General features: G+C 48.2%; 19 protein-coding genes. 11 read left to right on the top strand and 8 right to left on the bottom strand.

The features are described from left to right. Positions 1-79 precede the first annotated feature (79 nt). Positions 80-856: a hypothetical protein gene (locus FVF72_RS04800; protein WP_048901312.1), complete on the bottom strand. Its 777-nt coding sequence runs from the start codon at positions 854-856 to the stop codon at positions 80-82. Between the two features lies 1 nt (position 857). Beyond that, the gene (locus FVF72_RS04795; RefSeq protein WP_013296522.1) at positions 858-2210 is read right to left on the bottom strand and encodes an FAD-dependent oxidoreductase; all 1353 of its coding nucleotides are present in this window, start codon (positions 2208-2210) and stop codon (positions 858-860) included. 139 nt (positions 2211-2349) lie between these two features. Between FVF72_RS04795 and FVF72_RS04790 the strand changes: the two genes are divergently transcribed. Genes FVF72_RS04790 through tusB form a run of 6 tightly spaced genes read left to right on the top strand, consistent with a single transcriptional unit; the run spans position 2350 to position 5103 of the window. Then, entirely contained in the window at positions 2350-2742 is a 393-nt protein-coding gene (locus tag FVF72_RS04790; RefSeq protein ID WP_013296523.1) for an arsenate reductase ArsC, read from the top strand. After that, positions 2743-3390: a DUF166 domain-containing protein gene (locus FVF72_RS04785; RefSeq protein WP_013296524.1), complete on the top strand. Its 648-nt coding sequence runs from the start codon at positions 2743-2745 to the stop codon at positions 3388-3390. Between the two features lie 57 nt (positions 3391-3447). Beyond that, positions 3448-3813, top strand: a complete 366-nt coding sequence (locus FVF72_RS04780; RefSeq protein WP_013296525.1) for a DsrE/DsrF/TusD sulfur relay family protein — start codon at positions 3448-3450, stop codon at positions 3811-3813. A 1-nt stretch (position 3814) separates the two neighbouring features. Next, the gene (locus FVF72_RS04775) at positions 3815-4171 is read left to right on the top strand and encodes a DsrE family protein (protein ID WP_013296526.1); all 357 of its coding nucleotides are present in this window, start codon (positions 3815-3817) and stop codon (positions 4169-4171) included. A 9-nt stretch (positions 4172-4180) separates the two neighbouring features. Continuing rightward, positions 4181-4780, top strand: coding sequence for a (Fe-S)-binding protein (locus FVF72_RS04770; RefSeq protein ID WP_013296527.1), 600 nt, complete (start codon positions 4181-4183; stop codon positions 4778-4780). Then, positions 4780-5103 carry a sulfurtransferase complex subunit TusB gene (tusB, locus tag FVF72_RS04765; protein WP_013296528.1) on the top strand — a complete coding sequence of 108 codons (324 nt, stop codon included), beginning with the start codon at positions 4780-4782 and terminating at the stop codon, positions 5101-5103. Before FVF72_RS04770 ends, tusB begins: the two co-directional genes overlap by 1 nt. Before the next feature lie 74 nt (positions 5104-5177). Here tusB and feoB read toward each other — a convergent pair whose 3' ends face one another. The 4 genes from feoB to FVF72_RS09410 all read right to left on the bottom strand — a co-directional run bounded on the left by feoB (position 5178) and on the right by FVF72_RS09410 (position 11492). Beyond that, on the bottom strand, positions 5178-7124 hold the full coding sequence (feoB, locus tag FVF72_RS04760) for a ferrous iron transport protein B (protein WP_242451276.1): 1947 nt from the start codon (positions 7122-7124) through the stop codon (positions 5178-5180). Positions 7125-7134: 10 nt separating this feature from the next. Next, positions 7135-7365 carry a ferrous iron transport protein A gene (locus FVF72_RS04755; RefSeq protein ID WP_013296530.1) on the bottom strand — a complete coding sequence of 77 codons (231 nt, stop codon included), beginning with the start codon at positions 7363-7365 and terminating at the stop codon, positions 7135-7137. Positions 7366-7497: 132 nt separating this feature from the next. After that, entirely contained in the window at positions 7498-10947 is a 3450-nt protein-coding gene (locus FVF72_RS04750) for a cobaltochelatase subunit CobN (RefSeq protein WP_242451227.1), read from the bottom strand. A gap of 5 nt (positions 10948-10952) precedes the next feature. After that, a complete protein-coding gene (locus FVF72_RS09410; protein WP_242451226.1) occupies positions 10953-11492 on the bottom strand; it encodes a hypothetical protein in 540 nt (179 codons plus the stop codon). Positions 11493-11738: 246 nt separating this feature from the next. Between FVF72_RS09410 and FVF72_RS04745 the strand changes: the two genes are divergently transcribed. Next, entirely contained in the window at positions 11739-12050 is a 312-nt protein-coding gene (locus FVF72_RS04745; RefSeq protein ID WP_187239618.1) for an ATP-binding protein, read from the top strand. 203 nt (positions 12051-12253) lie between these two features. Beyond that, positions 12254-12403 (top strand): hypothetical protein, encoded by a 150-nt coding sequence (locus tag FVF72_RS09260; protein ID WP_160322870.1) that lies wholly within the window; start codon positions 12254-12256, stop codon positions 12401-12403. Positions 12404-12436: 33 nt separating this feature from the next. On the opposite strand, the gene FVF72_RS04740 is transcribed toward FVF72_RS09260, so the two are convergent. Together FVF72_RS04740 and glp are read right to left on the bottom strand one after the other, a co-directional pair. Beyond that, positions 12437-13594 carry a site-2 protease family protein gene (locus FVF72_RS04740; RefSeq protein ID WP_013296533.1) on the bottom strand — a complete coding sequence of 386 codons (1158 nt, stop codon included), beginning with the start codon at positions 13592-13594 and terminating at the stop codon, positions 12437-12439. A 74-nt stretch (positions 13595-13668) separates the two neighbouring features. After that, on the bottom strand, positions 13669-14883 hold the full coding sequence (gene glp, locus FVF72_RS04735; RefSeq protein WP_147671347.1) for a gephyrin-like molybdotransferase Glp: 1215 nt from the start codon (positions 14881-14883) through the stop codon (positions 13669-13671). 97 nt (positions 14884-14980) lie between these two features. Between glp and FVF72_RS04730 the strand changes: the two genes are divergently transcribed. From FVF72_RS04730 to FVF72_RS04720, 3 genes are read left to right on the top strand one after another with little or no spacing between them, the layout of a single operon-like run. After that, complete coding sequence (locus FVF72_RS04730) at positions 14981-15886, top strand: ABC transporter ATP-binding protein (protein WP_147671346.1); 906 nt, start codon at positions 14981-14983, stop codon at positions 15884-15886. Next, on the top strand, positions 15887-16969 hold the full coding sequence (locus FVF72_RS04725; protein ID WP_147671345.1) for an ABC transporter permease: 1083 nt from the start codon (positions 15887-15889) through the stop codon (positions 16967-16969). After that, the gene (locus FVF72_RS04720; protein WP_147671344.1) at positions 16966-18090 is read left to right on the top strand and encodes an ABC transporter permease; all 1125 of its coding nucleotides are present in this window, start codon (positions 16966-16968) and stop codon (positions 18088-18090) included. The genes FVF72_RS04725 and FVF72_RS04720 overlap by 4 nt, the downstream gene beginning before the upstream one ends. Positions 18091-18194: the final 104 nt, after the last annotated feature.

The raw sequence follows: 18194 nt of genomic DNA, 5'->3' as shown, positions 1-18194 counted from the left end.
TCCTCTTAATTGAATTTTTTCTTATCCTTGCCAGATAAAACAGAATTTTTATGAATTTGAATAAAATCAGGGCCCTGCACTATTTTTTATTATAATAAAGGTTGGCGTAGGGTGGTTCGTCTGCAATTTCTCCAACTATCCTCTCTGCAAGTTCAAGTGATCTCTCACTGCCCTCAACCAGCATATAAAATGCCCCCTCGGCACCGCAGACTCCTCCAGCTGCAACCGGCTCTGCAGATGCGCCTGTTAGAAGTTCCAGGGCATCAACCTCGGTGAATACCCTGCCGGGTATGGGAAGCATGCCTGGCCCATCGGCAGCTGCTGAGTTGAGTTTGAGTGCAGTAGCATCAAGGTCCCCGGGTATTATCTTCTCAAGGCCCACGGGTACTATAAGACCTGTTTTTCTCCCCACCGCGGCCTGCAGTGCAGCAAGCACCGTGCCCCCCATGGGGTGACCTATGTAGACAGCGGCCCTTCCTGATCGATAGTCGAGGGCGTTGGCACCCTTGAGTACGAGGTCCCCCCTTCCAAGTTCGTCTGCAACATCAAATATTTCAAGACCACGCTCCCATCTGCCGTCTCTGATCACGACGTCACCTGGAAAATCTGTGCCCATGCGACCCATATCATCCCTTCTGATATTTGCGGGGACCGTTATACCCCTGTGAAAGCCCCTTCGATCAAATCCATCCTCACCGATTCCGGCCAGGATCTCCTCTGCTATGTAGCCATTGGTTGTCCCTGCAATTATAACAAGGGTTCCATCCTCAAGAACCCTCTCCACCTCTGGGTGCCGAAGCATTCCCCTGGCAATCAGGCGTTTACCCGCCGCAGGGGTTATGAGAAACTGCTTCATTTCAATCATCCTGCTTGCTGTTCACCCTTTTGAGTTTTTCACATGCAGCCTCCGCTGCAAGGATTATGGGGTCGATGACCATTGAAACAGGGGGCGCATACGAAAACTCTGTCCAGGCAAGATCTGAACATGTGAGTCCCTGTGATATGGCAAGTGACATGGTGTCAACCCTTTCAGCCACCCTCTCCTTTGCAACCATCTGGCACCCGATTATCCTTCCCTTAAGGTCACATATCATCTTCACATCAATCCTCTCGGCGCCGGGATAGTATCTGGCCTTTGTAAGGGCCCTCTTCTTTCCTGAGACCACCTTTATCCCGCTCTGGAGTGCCATGACCTCTGTGAGCCCAACAGCACCGAACTCGAGTTCACCTATCTTTGATACCATGGCGTTGAGAACCGGCCTGAAGGTTGCATCAAGACCCACTATGTTCCTTGCAGCCACCCGGGCCTGTCTCACAGCAGTTGAACCCAGTGGTGACTGGGTCCTGAAGCCTGTCACGGCATCGTAGACCTCAACGCAGTCCCCGACGGCATAAATGTCAGGTACGCTTGTCTGCATCCTCTCATTGACCCTTACCGCCCACTGTCCCAGTTCGCATCCCGCCATCCGCGCAAGTTTTGTCTCTGGCCTCACCCCTGTTGCGAGGACCACAAGGTCTGCCTCAATGCACTCATCTCCCACAGCAACCGCCTCGACCCTTTCGTCTCCGGTTATCCTCTCAAGTGCCTTTCCAAGGACAACCCTTATCCCCTTCTCCTCAAGGTACTCCTGTACTATGGCTGCCATGTCAGGGTCCAGGGAACGGGGGACGATCTGTGGCAGCATCTCTGTCACGGTGACTTCAAGTCCCATTTTCAGAAGCCCATATGCTATCTCAAGACCTATGAGCCCTGCGCCCACCACTACGGCTTTTTTACTTTTGGAGGCCCATTCACTTATCCTCTCACCGTCTGTGAGCGTCCTTATGGTGAACACCCCCTCAAGGTCAACCCCCTCAACCGGTGGTATGAATGGGGAGCCCCCGGTTGCAAGGACAAGGACGTCGTAGGGTATTTCATGGCGTTTACCATCCTTCACATAGGTCACGGTTTTTTTATGGGAGTCAACCTCTTCTACCTCGGTTTCTGTGAGGATATCTATGTTGCGTTCCCTGTAGTCCTCTGGCTGGTGCATCACTATATCATCAAAGCACTCAACCTCCCCGCACATAACGTAGGGTATGGCGCAGGGTGAATATGCCACGTGCTTATCACGGGTTATAACAGTTATCTCTGCATCCTTATCATATTTTCTTATGTTTGAGGCCGTTGAAAGTCCTCCGGCCCCTCCACCAACTATAACAACTCTCATTTATCCCTTTCTCCCTCAGAGTTATCACTTATGGTTTTATTTTTTATCTCATAAATAACTCGATATATTTATAAATTTGGATGTATGAATAGATTTCAGTGCACGGGTTTATGTGCCAGAAACTGTAAAGAGGATCACCATGAAGAAGAGGGTTCTTTTCATATGCAGAAACAACTCAGGAAGGTCCCAGATGGCTGAGGGTATTCTCAGAAACATGTACGGGGAACACTACCATGTCCAGAGTGCCGGAAGCCAGCCAAGGGAAATCAACCCCCTGACAGTGAAGGTGATGGAGGAGATTGGAATCGATATGAGCTCCCATAAGCCCACCGACCTCAGGGAACTCGAGGGTGAGGAGTTTGATGTGGTTGTGAGTCTCTGTGATGAGACATGCCCTGTATTCCCTGGTGGTAAGAGGTACATCCATGCTGAGTTCCCGGACCCTGCAGGTGGGGATATAGCCAGATTCAGAAGGATACGCGACGAGATCGCAGAGTGGATAAGGACTGAATTCAAGCCGGGGGATGATTGAATGGTCAGGGTTGCAATAGTGACAGACGGCCCCTACGGTGAAAGGACCCACGAGAACATAGGTGAGGAGTTTGAAACAGATTTCATTGAACTTGAGGCCCCCTCAGGCATATTCGCAGATGAAGTTGAAATACCAGAGGAAAAGATTGAGCAGATAGTATCAGCGGATATCGTTATAACCTACATACTCCATCCTGACCTCACACTTGAACTTGTGGACCGCATCCACAATCAGGTTGACTGGATAATAGTGGGTGCCTGGAGGGGTGAGGGCTTCAGAAATCAGCTGCTGGGCTACGGGAATGTCACAGCACCAGAGAACATGTGCGACCTTGAGGAGAACGGGAATCCCTCCTTTGATGAATTCGTATCGAAATTTGGAAAGCCAGTGGTTGAGGTTGATGTTGAAGACGACAGGGTAAAAGATATAAGGGTCCTCAGGTGTTCACCCTGCGGTGCAACACGGTTTGTTGCAGAGGAACTTGTCGGAACTGAGGTGAAGGATCTGCCTGTACGTGCAGGTCTTAAGATACAGCATTACCCCTGCAGAGCCGCCAAGATGAGGTTATTTGCAGATGATGAGTGCAAGAAGGAGCTGGCTGCCAGGATCCACTGTGAGGCCTTTGAGAGGGCACTTGAAAATCAGTGAAAACTATCATTATTATTCATAATAAATTATTTATTTTATGGATGCGAAGATAGATCCATGGAGAAAAAACTGCTCACAATAGTCCTCCTTGAGGGTCCCTACCGCCATCAGTATGCGGATATAGCATCAGAACTGGCAGAAAGCGCCATGAAAAATGGCTACGATGTTAACATATTCCTTTACATGGATGGAACACATGTACCGAAAAGGGACCAGGCCCCCCAGTCATTCCCCAATGTGGCGGAAAAATTCAGGGCCCTTGTAAGGTCCGGTGTTAATGTGATATCCTGCATAAGGTGCTCCACAGCACGGGGCTACACCTGTTCAGAGAAGCCCTACATAAAGGGCGTGGAGATAAAAAGTGTTTATGAACTGGCAGAATGGATAAAGAAAAGTCACCGTGTGATAAGTCTGGGTTGTTAAAATGAAATCCTCACTCATAATAATAGACAGGGCCCCCTATGGATCTGAAGATGCGTTCAGTGGTTTCTATGTTGTCATAGCATGTCTGAACAGTGGCCTTGACTCTGATGTTCTCCTAATGGAGGACGGTGTCTACGCTGCAGTTGCAGATCAGAAATCAGAGAGCATAGGGTACCCGAATGTGGAGGAGCTCACATACCTCATATTTCCAGAGGGTAGCATACTGGTACATGAGGGGTCCCTCAGGGAGAGGGGGCTTGTGGAGGAGGATCTTGTTGAGGCTGCAGAGATAATAAACGATGAGGAGCTCCATGAGATAATCTCTGCAAAGGGTGAAACCGCAGTTATCAGGATATGAGGTGCCGTTATGGAAATGGATGAGGTTAAAAGGGAGCTCATCCCTGATGGGTCCCTTGTAAGGGAGGTTACCCTCAAACAGGTTAAGCCATGCATTGCAAGTGAGGGGAAAATAAGGGTCCTTATGGAGCTTGACTCTGAAATCGGAGACATCATACCCCTCCTGGCAAATATGTATCCGCCAGGTGCTGTGAATTATGTTAAGAAGAAAAACATTCTCACTCTCACCATCTACGACAGGCTCATAAGCCTCTACCCCTCAGGGAAGGTCAGCATGAACAAAAACCATGACGTGGAGGAGGCCTTTGATATCATAAGGAGGATCATGGAAAGGATAAACCAGGCCTTCGAGGCCTACATGAGGGGTGTGCGTGGAAGGGACGTGGAAAGCATTGGACCCCTCGATATACAGAGGTGCCTCCCTGGTAGCAACTGTGGAGAATGCGGTGAATCAACATGCATGGCCTTTGCAATGAAGCTCCTGAACGGTGAGCAGAAACTCGATAACTGCTACCCCCTCAAGGAGCCATGGATGCAGGAGAATGTCCAGTGCCTTGAGAAACTTCTTGGTGAGCAGCTCATGGAGACACTGGGGTGGAGCGGTTACTGATGGGTTCTGTGGGGTTCCTTGTAACTAAAAGTCCATCTGAACTGGGTTTCAGGACATTCCTTGACCTTGTGGGGATATGGAGGGAGGATGAACTCACCGTGTACCTCATATCCAGTGGTGTGTATGCTGCAATGAAAAAAAACAGGTATTCCCACACCATCAGAGAACTGTCAGAGACCGAGGCTGTTTTTGCAAGGAAGGAGGATCTAATGGCAAGGGGCATAACCCGTGACATGCTCATTGATGGTGTGGAAATACTTGAGGGTTTTGACAGGATAGTTGTGGATATCATGGAGAAGCACCGGATGGTCTTCACCATCTAATCCTCTGGTTTTACAGGTTTTCTTGCACCCCTTATACCTCCACGGGAGACCATGATTTCACCTCCATTCTGTTATCATAAACCAGTCAGAGTACCTGCCGTGTAGACAAGGAATGACGCAATCCAGGCAACCAGCAGGGAATATGCGGGGGAGAAGAGGGCCCATTTTGTACCGGCCTCCTGCTTTATTACGGCAAGTGTTGCGAGGCAGGGGGTGTAGAGCAGTATGAATACCATGAAGGAGAAGGCCTCCAGTGGCGTGAATATCCCCTGAATGGTTGCTGCAACATCACCGGTGCCGTATACCGTCCCGAAGGTGCTTATTACAAGTTCCTTTGCGGCAAACCCGAATATGATTGCAACCGCGGACTGCCAGTCCCCGAAGCCCAGTGGCTGGAAGATGGGTGCTATCATGGACCCTGTAATCCCCAGGATTGATGATGAAACGTTCCCTCCCGGGAAGTTCGAGAGGAACCATATCACCAGTGAACCTGCCAGTATGATGGTCCCAGCCCTCTTTATAAACTGAACACCCCTCATGTAGGTGTGGATGAGAAGTGCCTTAAGTCTTGGAAGCCTGTAGGGTGGAAGCTCCATGAGGAAGAGTGAACCTTCACCCTCCAAGATTCTATCACCGAGTAAGCGGGCGGTCAGTATGGCCACCACTATCCCGAGAATGTAAAGTGAGAATATCACCCAGCCCTGGTAGATAACCGGGAAGAGGGCTGCTGTGAATAGCACATAGACAGGGAGCCTTGCGCTGCATGACATGAAGGGCACTATTAGTGCCGTTATTATCCTCTCCCTCTCAGAGTCTATCGTTCTTGTGGCCATGACGCCCGGTACGCAGCATCCGAAACCCAGCACCATGGGGATGAATGACCTTCCACTGAGGCCCCCCAGGGTGTTCATCACACGATCCATGACAAATGCAGCCCTGGCAAGGTAACCTGAATCCTCAAGGAAGGACAGGAGGAAGAAGAGGATGAATATGTTGGGTATGAATACCAGGACCGACCCTACACCACCTATCACCCCATCAGATAGAAGGGATGCCAGGATAGAATCACCCATGACGCCATGAACCGCATCTGCAAGGTATGAAAAGGCGGAATCCAGCAGGTCTGTCAGTGGGGCCCCTGCAGTGAATGTCAGCTGAAAAATCAGCCACATCACCCCAAGGAGTACCGGAAGGCCAAGGTACCTGTTGAGCGCAATTCTGTCAATAATCTCTGAACCTGTAACCCGATCCACCGGTGGCTTTCTGAGTGTACTCTCAAGGAGGGCCTCTATAAGCCCATACCTGGCATCGGATACAATCACGTCGGCCTTCACAGAGTATTCATCCTCAAGGATCCTGCGAATCCTCCTGAATTCATCATGAATTTCCTCTCCGACCATTGAGACCACCCTCTCATCGCCCTCAAGGAGCTTTATTATGATCCATTGCGGTGGAACTTTGAGTTCGCTACCCCTGATGAGTTCATATAATCTGTTCAGAGATTCATGTCTCAGGAATTCATATCCGGGGATCCTGGGTTCACCTTTACTCCATTCGATTACCCCTTCAAGGAGCTCATCCTGCTCGCCTTCAGTTGCCTCGATCCTCACAACAGGCACGCCAAGGAGTTCCTCAAGCTTCCCATAATCCAGACTGTAACCCCTCCTCTCAGCCTCCCGATTGAGGTTCACTGCGATGATGGTGTTAAGGCCAAACTCCATTATCTGGAGGGCCAGGTAAAGGTTTCTTTCGAGATTGGATGCATCGACAACGTTTATCACAAGATCCGGAGACTCCTCAAGGAGGTAATCAATCACCACCTCCTCCTCTGGAGAACCGGCTGTGAGACTGTAGGTTCCAGGGAGATCTATGACCTCAATGTCACATCCCCTGAAGTGCAGGTATCCCTCCTTCTTTTCAACGGTTTTACCTGGCCAGTTGCCGACGTGCTGATTTAGACCTGTGAGGCTGTTGAATAGGGTGCTCTTACCCACATTCGGGTTTCCTGCAAGGGCTATCATCAGTGACAAGCTAATCTCTCCTTACCCTTATCCTTGAGGCCTCCTCCCTGCGGATGGATAAGGGGTGGCCCCTGACCCTCACCTTGAGGGGGTCGCCGAGGGGTGCAACCTTTTCAAGGGTTACCCTGGACCCCCTGACGATCCCCATCACCGTGAACCTGTGCTTTATCTTACCAGTAATGTCAACTGAGGTGACCGTTACCATCTCTGATTCGGATATTCTGTCGAGTGTAGTTTCCATGACACCACCTTTTTAGGTATTCCTAAACTTTAGTTATACCTAAACTCCCATCACATATAAATTTTTAGGTTTTCCTAAAATGGGTTTCATGAGGGTGAAAAATCAGACATCAAAAAAATAAAAGATAGGGGTTTAATTTCTTCCCTGATAGAAATACCCTGCTCCAAGGAGGCATACAATTCCTATGATGCCAGCAAGAGCATAAAATGGTGTCTGGGTGCTTGCTGAACCGCTCTGACTTGAAGCAGCAACCTCATAGGCCTTACCTGACTCACTGGCAGGTTCCGACTGTGAAACCTCACTGGCCTCAGATGACTCACCAGAACTGGCAGCCTCACTGGGTGTGGAACCTGATATTCCACCGGATGAACCTGATGACGGTGCACCGGTTTCACCAGCACCAAGACCATCATCACCTGTCCCGCCAGATGTATCAGACCCCATATCAGATCCTGGTACATCAATGGATTTACCTGTTGCTGCGGCCATTGCACTTGCAAACTTCCTCAGGGCCGCCTGGTTAAGGGAGGAGAGCTTCACAACCCACTCATTGAAGACGATGTTAGCGCAGGTATGGTGACAGCAGACAACACCATACTCATTGACCGCCGAGATATATTCATCTGCAAGCCTCTGAAGCGTTGCTGAATCAGCCCTCCACAGGCCCCTTCTGCTGGCCTCAAGAAGCCATGCCACGGTGGAAGCATACGAGTAGGGCTGAACACTCCTGAACCTGTCCCTCACAGAAGAATCAAGGACATAGGTCTCAGCGACCCTCTGCCACATCCAGTCCTGTACAAGTTCAGGTGTGACTGCGCTCCACCCGAAGAGATATCCTATCTCCTTTGATATTTCATGACCCCCTGAAAAGCCCTGGCTGAGCATTCCCTCAATCCACTTGGGGTTGTAAAGCCTTGTTCTGAGTTCCTTGGCCAGAAAACTGTTCAGAGTCTCCACTTTAGGTGTTATTGAGGAATATGTGTCGCCTATGTAAACATTGATTAACTTTCCTGAAACTGATCTTGCAGCCATTGTGAGACCCCCAAGATATGAATACACGTCATCGTTATCAAGAACACCGTACATAGCAAATCTTATCTGCATTGTTGCATCGATCTTTTCAAGTTTGTTGCTGAATGCTTCCCTAGCCTTAAGACCATAAACACCCTTTCCATAGATGTAGGACATGTGATTAAAGTAGCAATCAATGAGTTCTTGATTTCCCTCCCATTTACTTGTACTTTCGACAAGATCGCTCACTCCATTTCCATAGGAGCCAGGTGCATCTCCAAATATCCTTGCACCAGCAAGTAGGGCTGCTGTCTCTGCATCTAGGTCTCTGTATCTCAAGAGCTCTTCAAGGTAATGTTTTCGGAGGTAATTATCTGTCGGAGACTCATTCAATGATATGATTGCTCTTATAGCATCATCCAGTTTTTCGATTGTATAGATGAAGGAATCTCTGAAAAGTCCTGATATTGTCACGAGGACATCGATCCGGGGTCTACCAAGCTCTGAGAGTGGTGTCGGCTTTATTCCTATAAATCTTCCTGACTTATCCCATACTGGTTCTGCTCCTATCAATCTCAGAATCATCGCCACAGTCTGCCCATAAGTATTCATGGTTTCAATTGCCCACAGTACTGTTCCTATAGACTCTGGATAGTGTCCCGTTAAATTATAATAGCTACTTATTAGATCATCGGCAAGTTTTCTCCCTATTTCCCATGCAGCGGTATCAGGCACACATCGTGGATCAAAAGAATAGAAATTTGTGCCTGTCGGTAACGCATCAGGGACCCTCAATGGATCCGCGCCTCTTGCAGGTGGAATATACCTACCTTCAAGAGCTGCCAGAAGTGATGACATTTCGTAATCTTCAGCCAATAACTTTCTAATCTTATCCCTGAAAACTGTATTGTTTCTGTTTTCTGGATCAAATGATACTATGGATTCGACCATGGTATCAAGTGTCTCATTGCTCAATGGGAAACCAAAGGTATGAAGTCCATATGGTATCAATGTGCTGGCGAGTTCCTCCAGTTTATGTTCAACTGTATCCACGATTCCATCGAACGGTTGGGCCGTGAAGTTGAGGGAAAGTTCTTTATCAATATCCAGTTTTTTGATTAACTCTTTTATTTCCCCTGATATGATCTCTTTTCTCTGGTAGTCCGTTGTTTCTTTGTAAAGACTCAGTTTAGATGATAGTTCTGCAAGCTCGCCATATAAACCGCTGGGTATCATTGGAGGAATGTTGTGGGATATTATAACCGCGTATCCTCTTCTCTTGGCCTGTGTGCCTTCGCCGGGGTTATTCACTATATAAGGGTAAATATCTGGAATGTTGCCTATTAATATGTCTGGCCAGTCCTCTGCGGATAAACCAACCGACTTTCCTGGCAGCCATTCAAGGGTTCCGTGTGTCCCAAGGTGTATGACAGCGTTGGCGCAGTATTCATTCTGAAGCCAGAAGTAGAATGCCAAGTACTGATGTGTGGGTGGTACTGTAAGGTTATGGATTATGTTCACCTGGTCTTCCCCGTATCCTCTCATCGGCTGGGGACCCAAGAATATATTTCCAAGCATCACGCCGGGAATCACAATATTTCCATTGTAAACCATTACATTTCCTGGTGCTTCTCCCCACTGTGCTATCACACTGTTTCTGAGTTCTTCTGGAAGTTTATTGAACCATTCAAGGTATTTTTCTATAGGAATTGTTATTGCCCCTGATTTTACAATCTTTTCAAGTTCTCCGGGCGCCCATGATCCAATATTGTTCCCAAGTGTGAGGAATATGTTTATTATTTCCGGTACAGTTTTTACTTCGGTTCTGTATCCCGCTGCTTGCATTGCCTGCAGTATTCTGGATATGCTCTCAGGTACATTGAGATATGTTGCGCTCACGCCATCCTTACCGCCTTCTATGTTGTAGTAGATGATAGCAATTTTTTTATTCGAATTAGGAATCTCCTGGAGTTTAATCCAGTTAACGACCCTCTCTGTAAGTTTATGTATTCTATCCATCAACGGAATGTCACAGTAGTAATTTATACCTGTTTCATCGTCTTTTTTTGTGATTCCACCCCCTATAACTATCGGTTCTATCCTTCCCTCAAGTTCAGGCATGGCCACATATGCATAGAGTATTGCAGATACTCCATCAATGCTTGAATTCCAGGCCTCAAGGTCCGGTACAACAATTGGCGCAAAAACAGGTATATCCAGAGTTGCAAGCAATTTTGTAGTGTTAACTGGATCGTTGTAGATGAGGTTGAATGCCATTGGTGCTATCAGCGCACTGATTCTGCTTTTATTACCATCCTTGAAAAACTCACTTATTAACTGGGAAACACTTCCGAAACCAAGTATAACATTGTAACCCCTTGACTCTAGGTTTTTGAGTATGGTTGAATGTATCTCATAATCTTCGCCCTTGTAGTAACTGTTATATGTTACCACGCCTATCCATGGTTTTCCAGGTTTGTAGTGGCTACTCTGAACATACCAAGAATAGTACTGGTTCCAAGTTATGAATATCTCTGATGTATCCGGGTGTGCCACAAGTGTGCTGGGCATTGTAACTATCGAAAGATCTTCCCCTTCCTTAAAGCCATACCTGATTCATTTAGTAGCTTTAGCATGATCCTCCTAAGGTTTTCCATGCCCCCTTGCCCCCAGTATGAAGCAAGGGTGCTGTTATCCTCTCCTCCTCGAGAATCATTTTTAAATAGATTGCCTGTGCTAATGGTAACTATTCGAGTATCCGAATCATTGAGCAACTGTTTAAGGCGTTGATCAGTTAGCATCTGAATTAGTATTACGTCTGCTGTTTTTGCATCATTTCTTATTTTGGAATCAATTTCAGGGTCATTTCTCTGGATATCACTGTATGTATATAACTTGAGGGTGAAATTGTACCCATTTTCTCTTGTCTTTTTATAGGCATCAATTATGGCCTTTGTGTATGACTGTGTTCCAGTGAGGATTAAAATACTGTAATCTGAGGAGTTTGAGGTGAGGGTATCATTTAAAGTGCTGTTGCTGCTGTTATCCGCTGCTGAAACACCTCCTGTAAACATGAGTGCAATGATTAGAATTAATGGAATCACCGATCTTCTCATCTTTTCACCTCCATTTAATTTTATTTTAAATCAAATATTGTTGAATTAAGATTTATATAAAATTTGCTTTAATAACAATAAAGTATATCTTAATATACATCCATGAATTTAAATATATTGAATAACATATAATCACTATGATACCTCTGAATCCATTGAGAGGTCAGACACAGCTGACCGGAATGTTATGGATTTATAGGGAGTTTCAATGAACTTTAAAGATCATCAAACCTCTGGGTGATGGAAATGCCATGGCTTGCTGGATATCCGCGTGAAAAAATAGAATGGTACCCCACAATAGACCTTGAAAAATGCGTGAAATGTGGTATGTGCATGAACTGTGGACAGAAGGTCTACAGATGGACAGAAGAAGGACCCGTGGTTGCACAGCCCTACCGGTGCGTTGTCGGTTGCAGCACTTGCGCAACCCTCTGCCAGGGAAACGCAATAACATTCCCTGATAGGGAAAAACTGAGGGACCTCTACAGAAAAGAAGGTATCTGGGCAAAGGTTAAAAAAGAACTGCTCAAAGAAGGTAAACTGAACCCTGAAGAGTGATGGATTTCTTTTAAAGCTGGGTCACTGAAAAATCTAATGACTTACTGTCTTAAGTGAACCCTGAAGAGTGATGGATTTCTTTTAAAGCTGGGTCACTGAAAAATCTAATGACTTACTGTCTTAAGGCAGTGAGATGGTGCATAAACCGCTCAGGTCAATGAAATCCGCAAAAAATACCCTGATGAACCAACATATCCTTATCCATGACAAAAAAGATGGTCGGTGTAAGGTGCCAGTGCCACGACCCCCCAGCCAGGAGCAGCGGCATGAGGACTGTTATGTGTCCCCGCTGCGGTAAGATATACAGGACCGATAAGGAAGACGATCTCTGCTTCAGCTGCCAGAGGCGCTGATCAGAACTCGGTCTACAGCGTATAGCTCAGCTATCAGAACATCATCAGAATACCGCGCCCTGTACCCCAGATTATACTCACCGCTATGATGAGTATAACAAATATGGAGACATAGCTGACCGCCGGTTTAACAATCCTCTCCGGTAACCTGTAGCGCAGGAGCTCCTCAAACATGAGGCCTCCATCAAGGGGCTTGGCAGGTAGAAGGTTAACCGTACCCACCGCGAAGTTCAGGAAGAATATCCAGAAGAAGAGCTCCTCCAGGTAGGTGAGGGCAAATGGAAGGGTACCTCCAAAGACCGATGCCACAGACTCCCTCACCTTCAGGTGGTTGCTGGTTCTGATACCCATGTAGGCCCTGCTTGAGTTGTTGGGGTTTCTGCCTGTCTTAAGCCTGAATGTCCCCTGATCAGTGTCTATTGTGATAACCTCACCAACCCGTATCCTCTTAAGGGCCATTCCATAGGTGGTGAGGTTTGTGGTTGGCATTCCATTTATGCTCTCAATGACGAGGCCCGGTTTGAGGACCTCGCTTGCAGGACTTCCAGGGACCACACTGTCTATCTGAACACCGTCGGCCTGGAAGGCAGCGGGCATGGCATATGCTGAAATACCAAAGAATAGTGCAAAGCATATACCTGCAAGTATGAGGTTCGCCACTGATCCGGCGGCATATATCCTCAGCTTTGAGATGGGGCTCACCTTCTTGATGTCATCCTCGTCAGGTTCAACGAAAGCGCCCGGAAGTATTGCCAGAAGAAGGAGGCCAATGGATTTTATACGGACCCCCTCAACCCTTGCAAGTATCCCATGGGCGAATTCATGCACCACTATGACCGTGGCAAGGCCCACTATACCGTAACCCAGAGGCACGTAAACCGGTGATCCCGGTATGTCAACACCCGGCACGATGAGTGAAGCCTGTGGAGTCACGAATATGTTCTGAAGGGACATCACCATGAGGTAGAGCATGTAGAACATGAAGAAGAACGCCACAGGGATGCCCGCATTCAGTATCCACCTCCAGAGTCTTGGGTGGCCTGACGCTATGCTGTCGATGAATCCCCTCATCCTCTTTGTTCTCCTCAGGAGGAGAGGTCCCTGTATCTCAATCTTGAGTCTGTCCCTGAAAAGAACAGCGAGTGTCCATATCAGGATAAATGCGATGACGTAAAACCACAGTGCATTCATATTACATAACACCTGTTTTAATGGTTGTTGAAGCGGTCATATAAAAGCTCCCATTTATATGTGCTGGCAGGGTTTCAGAGTGTCATTGAATCAAAGAGGAGGACCTCACACTCCTCACCTTCAGCTATACCCTCAAGGTTCTCATCTATCACTATGTAGGCATTTGACTCCACCATTGACCTTATTATACCCGAACCCCTGCTCTGGACGGGTTTAACTGTTCCGTTATCTGCATTTGCCCGCACGTATTCCGTCCTGCCGGGTCCAGATGCAACCTTACCAAGACACCGCCTCTTCACTGTTCTGTGACTGTAATCCAGGTGCTGCATTCTGAGAAGATAATACCTTGCAAGGACATCGAACTGAACCATGGCAGCGACAGGATACCCTGAAAGCATGAATACAGGTTTACCCTCAACAATTCCGAATGCCACAGGTTTGCCTGGCCTCATTGCCACCCCATGGAAGAGTACGTCGCCAAGGCTATCCACGGCATCCACAACCACGTCTCCACGGCTCACCGCTGTTCCGCCGGTTGTTATGACCATGTCATGTTCCTTCACTGCCCCTCTGATTTCATCCACTATGATATCCATGTCGTCGGGGGCGTGGCTAACCTCTGCATCACCACCTGCACTCTCCACAAGGGCCTTGAGGGTGTAGAGGTTTGAGTTGGGTATCTTACCTGGTTCAAGGTCCGCTGAAGGCTCCATGAGTTCATTACCTGTTATTATCACCTTTACCGAGGGCTTTTTATACACCCTCAGCTGGCTGTAACCTGCCGATGCCGCCATGGCAATTTCTGCAGGTCTGAGGAGGGTTCCTTTACTCAGGACGGTATCCCCTGCCCTGAAATCCTCTCCTGCCGGTGCCACGTTCTCTCCAGGAAACACCGGCCTTACAACACTGATCTCGGATCCTGAGCTGACAGTGTACTCCTCCATGACAACAGCGTCTGCCCCACGGGGTATGGGAGCTCCTGTTGCGATTTTAACAGCCTCCCCCCTATCCACATCCACATCAGATACATCCCCGGCCCCTATGGAATCTGTGACAGTGAATCTTGATGGATTCTCAGGTGACGAACCGAATGTATCCTCGGCCCTCACCGCGTATCCATCCATCGCTGACCTGTCAAAGGGGGGGGAGTCAAATCTGGCTTTTAAATCCTCCGCAAGAACCCTTTTATGGGCATATAAGAGATTAAGGGTTTCAGTCTCAGTTGATCTCTGATTTTCATCAAGAATCCTGAATGCATCCCTCACTGGTATGAGTTCTGATAGAAACATGTGACCATCACCGCTTAAGTACTGTTTATACTATTAATATATAAAGGGGGATATAAATTCCCGGCTGGAAAAATAATCTTTGATTCATGGAGGTTTCATGATAGAGGTGGACTCTGTCTCTAAAAGCTTTGGAAGAATCAGGGCCCTTGATAACCTCAGCTTCAGTGTGAGGGAAGGGGAACTCATGGGCATAATCGGCCACAACGGTGCCGGTAAGACCACTGCAATACGCATAATAGCAGGGATACTGCACCCTGACTCTGGGACGGTCCATGTGGGTGGCTATGATGTTACCAGGGACCCCCTCAGAGTTAAAGCAATGATAGGCTACCTGCCAGAGGAGCCCAACCTCTATGAGCGTTTCAGGGCTGCGGATCTCCTGAGGTACTTCGGTGAACTCTATGGTGTCCCCAGGGATGTGCTGGATGACAGGATAGATGAGTTACTTGAACTCGTGGGTATGAGTGAACGTGCAGAGGACCCCATAAACACATTCTCCAAGGGCATGCGGCAGAGGATCGGGATAGCAAGGGCCCTCATACATGACCCCCCAATCATAATATTCGATGAGCCCACCATGGGCCTTGACCCGGCAACAGCATTCTCAATAAGGGAATTCATAAGGGAGTTAAAGGGCTCAAGGACCATGATACTCTGCACCCACTACATGGAGGAGGCCGACTACCTCTGTGACAGGGTCGCCATAATAAACAGGGGGCGCATACTAGACATTGGAACCCCCGATGAACTCAAATCCAGGGTCCAGGGGGATCTGATACTTGAAGTTAAGGTCTCAGAGCCCTCACTGGTCAGCAGAGAATCTCTTATGGAGATAAGTGGTGTTAAATCCGTTGAAATCGATGGTAAAATCATCAGGTTATCCCTTGGTAGCCGTGAATCCATAACAGAGGTTATAGAGAACATCCCTGGAACTGTCTTCAGTGTGAACACCCGGGAGGCAACACTCAACGACGTATTCATACAGAGCCTGAAGGGGTCCTAGATGAATCTCCTAACAGTTACAAAATGGGAACTCAGGGGCACATTCAGAAGCCGTAAATTCCTCTTCATATTCATATTTCAGATACTGGTACTTTCACTCACCATATTCATGTTCAGCGGCTTCATTGAGATGATAGGTGAGGGAAACACCTTCACCCCCTCCCTAAGGGGTTTTGCAGAGCTCAGTGTTACCGACCCCTCAGGTATCATCTCAGGGCAGCTGAACCCCGACGTCCTCTATATACATGGAGGTGCACCATCAAGGCTCCTGGTCGATAACTTCACCGGCATCCCCCTGAATGCAACACTCTACCTTGACTATTCTGATCCAAGAAGGACCGTTGTGAGGGACGAGGTGGAAGCCGCGGTTGAGAGGGCCTCCACCATTATAACCACGGAACTCATCGAAACCCCAACGCCGAGACCTGAGGTCCGTGAGGAGACACAGGGTGAGGCCCTTCCACTTCAGCTTGTGAGGCGTGTCATGGTTTCCATTCTCCTATTTCTCCCGGTTTTCCTGTTCGGAAACCTGGTGGTGGACAGTATCGTGGGTGAAAAGGAGAGGAAAACAGGTGAAGCCCTTATTGCAATGCCCATAAGGCGCTCTGAGATAATCATCGGGAAGTGCCTCTCTGTTACCGCAACGGTGGCTTTGCAGGTGGGTGTATGGATGATCCTCATAATGGCGGCCGGTTTCAAGATAAGCAACCCGGCAGGTGCCTATCTAACCGTTGTGCTCTCATCAACACCCATCATAGGGCTCACGGCACTCATATCTGTTTATGCAAAGAATTACCGGGAGGCCGGGATAGGTATAACCTTCGCCTACATAATCGCAGCAGCATATCTGATTGTGCCTGCCCTCGCCTACATGGCGGGTTCCTCAGGGTCCCTCTCACCCATGACCCTCACCATAAAGCTGATATCAGGAGTTAACCTGAATGCAGCTGACCTCATACCGCCCCTCTTCTCAATCCTCATACTCAACATCCTCTTCTATGGACTTGCAGTCAGATTATTCAGCAGGGATGATGTGGTTTTTGGTCCAAGGCCCGGTATTTTAAGGTTGATGGTGAGACCATGAAGCTGAAGGCCCTTACAGTTAAGGAGGCACGGGACATATTCTCAAACAGGATCTACATGCTGCTTGTCCTGGTGCAGGTCATAATAATACTGGGTGCCTATGGACTTGCAGTTGTAAGTTCCGTTGCAGCGGATCCAGAGCTCATTGGGGAGTGGGGTGGTTCCAGGTTCCTCAAGGTGGGTGTTGTGGGGGATGAACGTCTGCTCATTGAGGGCCTTGAAAGGGAGGGTCTGGGTGTTACGAGATTCCCGAATCTTGCTGATGCCAGGAGAAGCCTTGGATCAGGGGTGGTTGCCATTGTCTACACCAGCGGTGGGGATGTCCGTATCGAAGCAGACACCGGCAGTGCATTCTACACCATCATGAGCGAAAGGCTTCAGCGTGCTGCCTCCTGGTACGCGGAGCAGAAACAGTTCAGGGAGGCGGGTATTCCAGCATCCACAGTTAAAGCCCTGGAGAATCCTGTTAAACTTAAAATTATCCCCATTAACAGGGACCGGTATGCTCCCCTTGCAGTTGACAGCTCCTACTTTGTGGAGATAATGTACGGGTTCATAATACCCTTCGTGGTTTTCCTCCCATTCTTCCTTGGTAGTAACATTGTAACCGACAGCGTGGTTGGCGAGAAGGAAAGAAAAACCTTTGAGGTCCTCCTCATGGTCCCTTTATCCGAGACCAGCATCATTCTTGGTAAGATAACCCCTGCACTCATTTTTTCGTTCATTCAGAGCCTCCTGTGGCTTGGGATAGTGATGCTCCTGGGGGTGCCGGTTTACAATATCCCCCTCCTGTCCATCATAATGTTCCTCACGGGACTGGGGTTCACAGGGACCGGTCTCTTCATATCCATCCTTGCAGACAGCACAAAGGAGGCCAACTCTGCCATCACGGTGGTGCTCTTCTTTGCAACGTTCCTGCTCTTCGTGCCCCTATTCATGGATATGGGCATCTTCAACCCCATAATACGCTTTATACCAAGCATCATAATGGTCAGGCTCTCATCGAGCCCATATCTCAACCCGGCTCTCATCTATGACATGTTACCGGCGGCCTTTTTATCTGTAATCCTCTTTGCGGCTTCCGTTGTCTCATTCAGGAGGGAAGGAGTCATAAGACTCTGACCCCTAACAAAACCATATTTTTTGTCTCATCAGGTGATAAGACTCTGACTGTTACCATCCACCTGACTACAATGCCCCTACTGAGTTGTCTCAAGTAAAGACGC

The sequence above is a fragment of the Methanothermobacter sp. KEPCO-1 genome (genome assembly GCF_008033705.1).
Taxonomy (GTDB): Archaea; Methanobacteriota; Methanobacteria; order Methanobacteriales; family Methanothermobacteraceae; genus Methanothermobacter; species Methanothermobacter marburgensis.
This window is presented reverse-complemented; position numbering and strand designations above follow the sequence as displayed.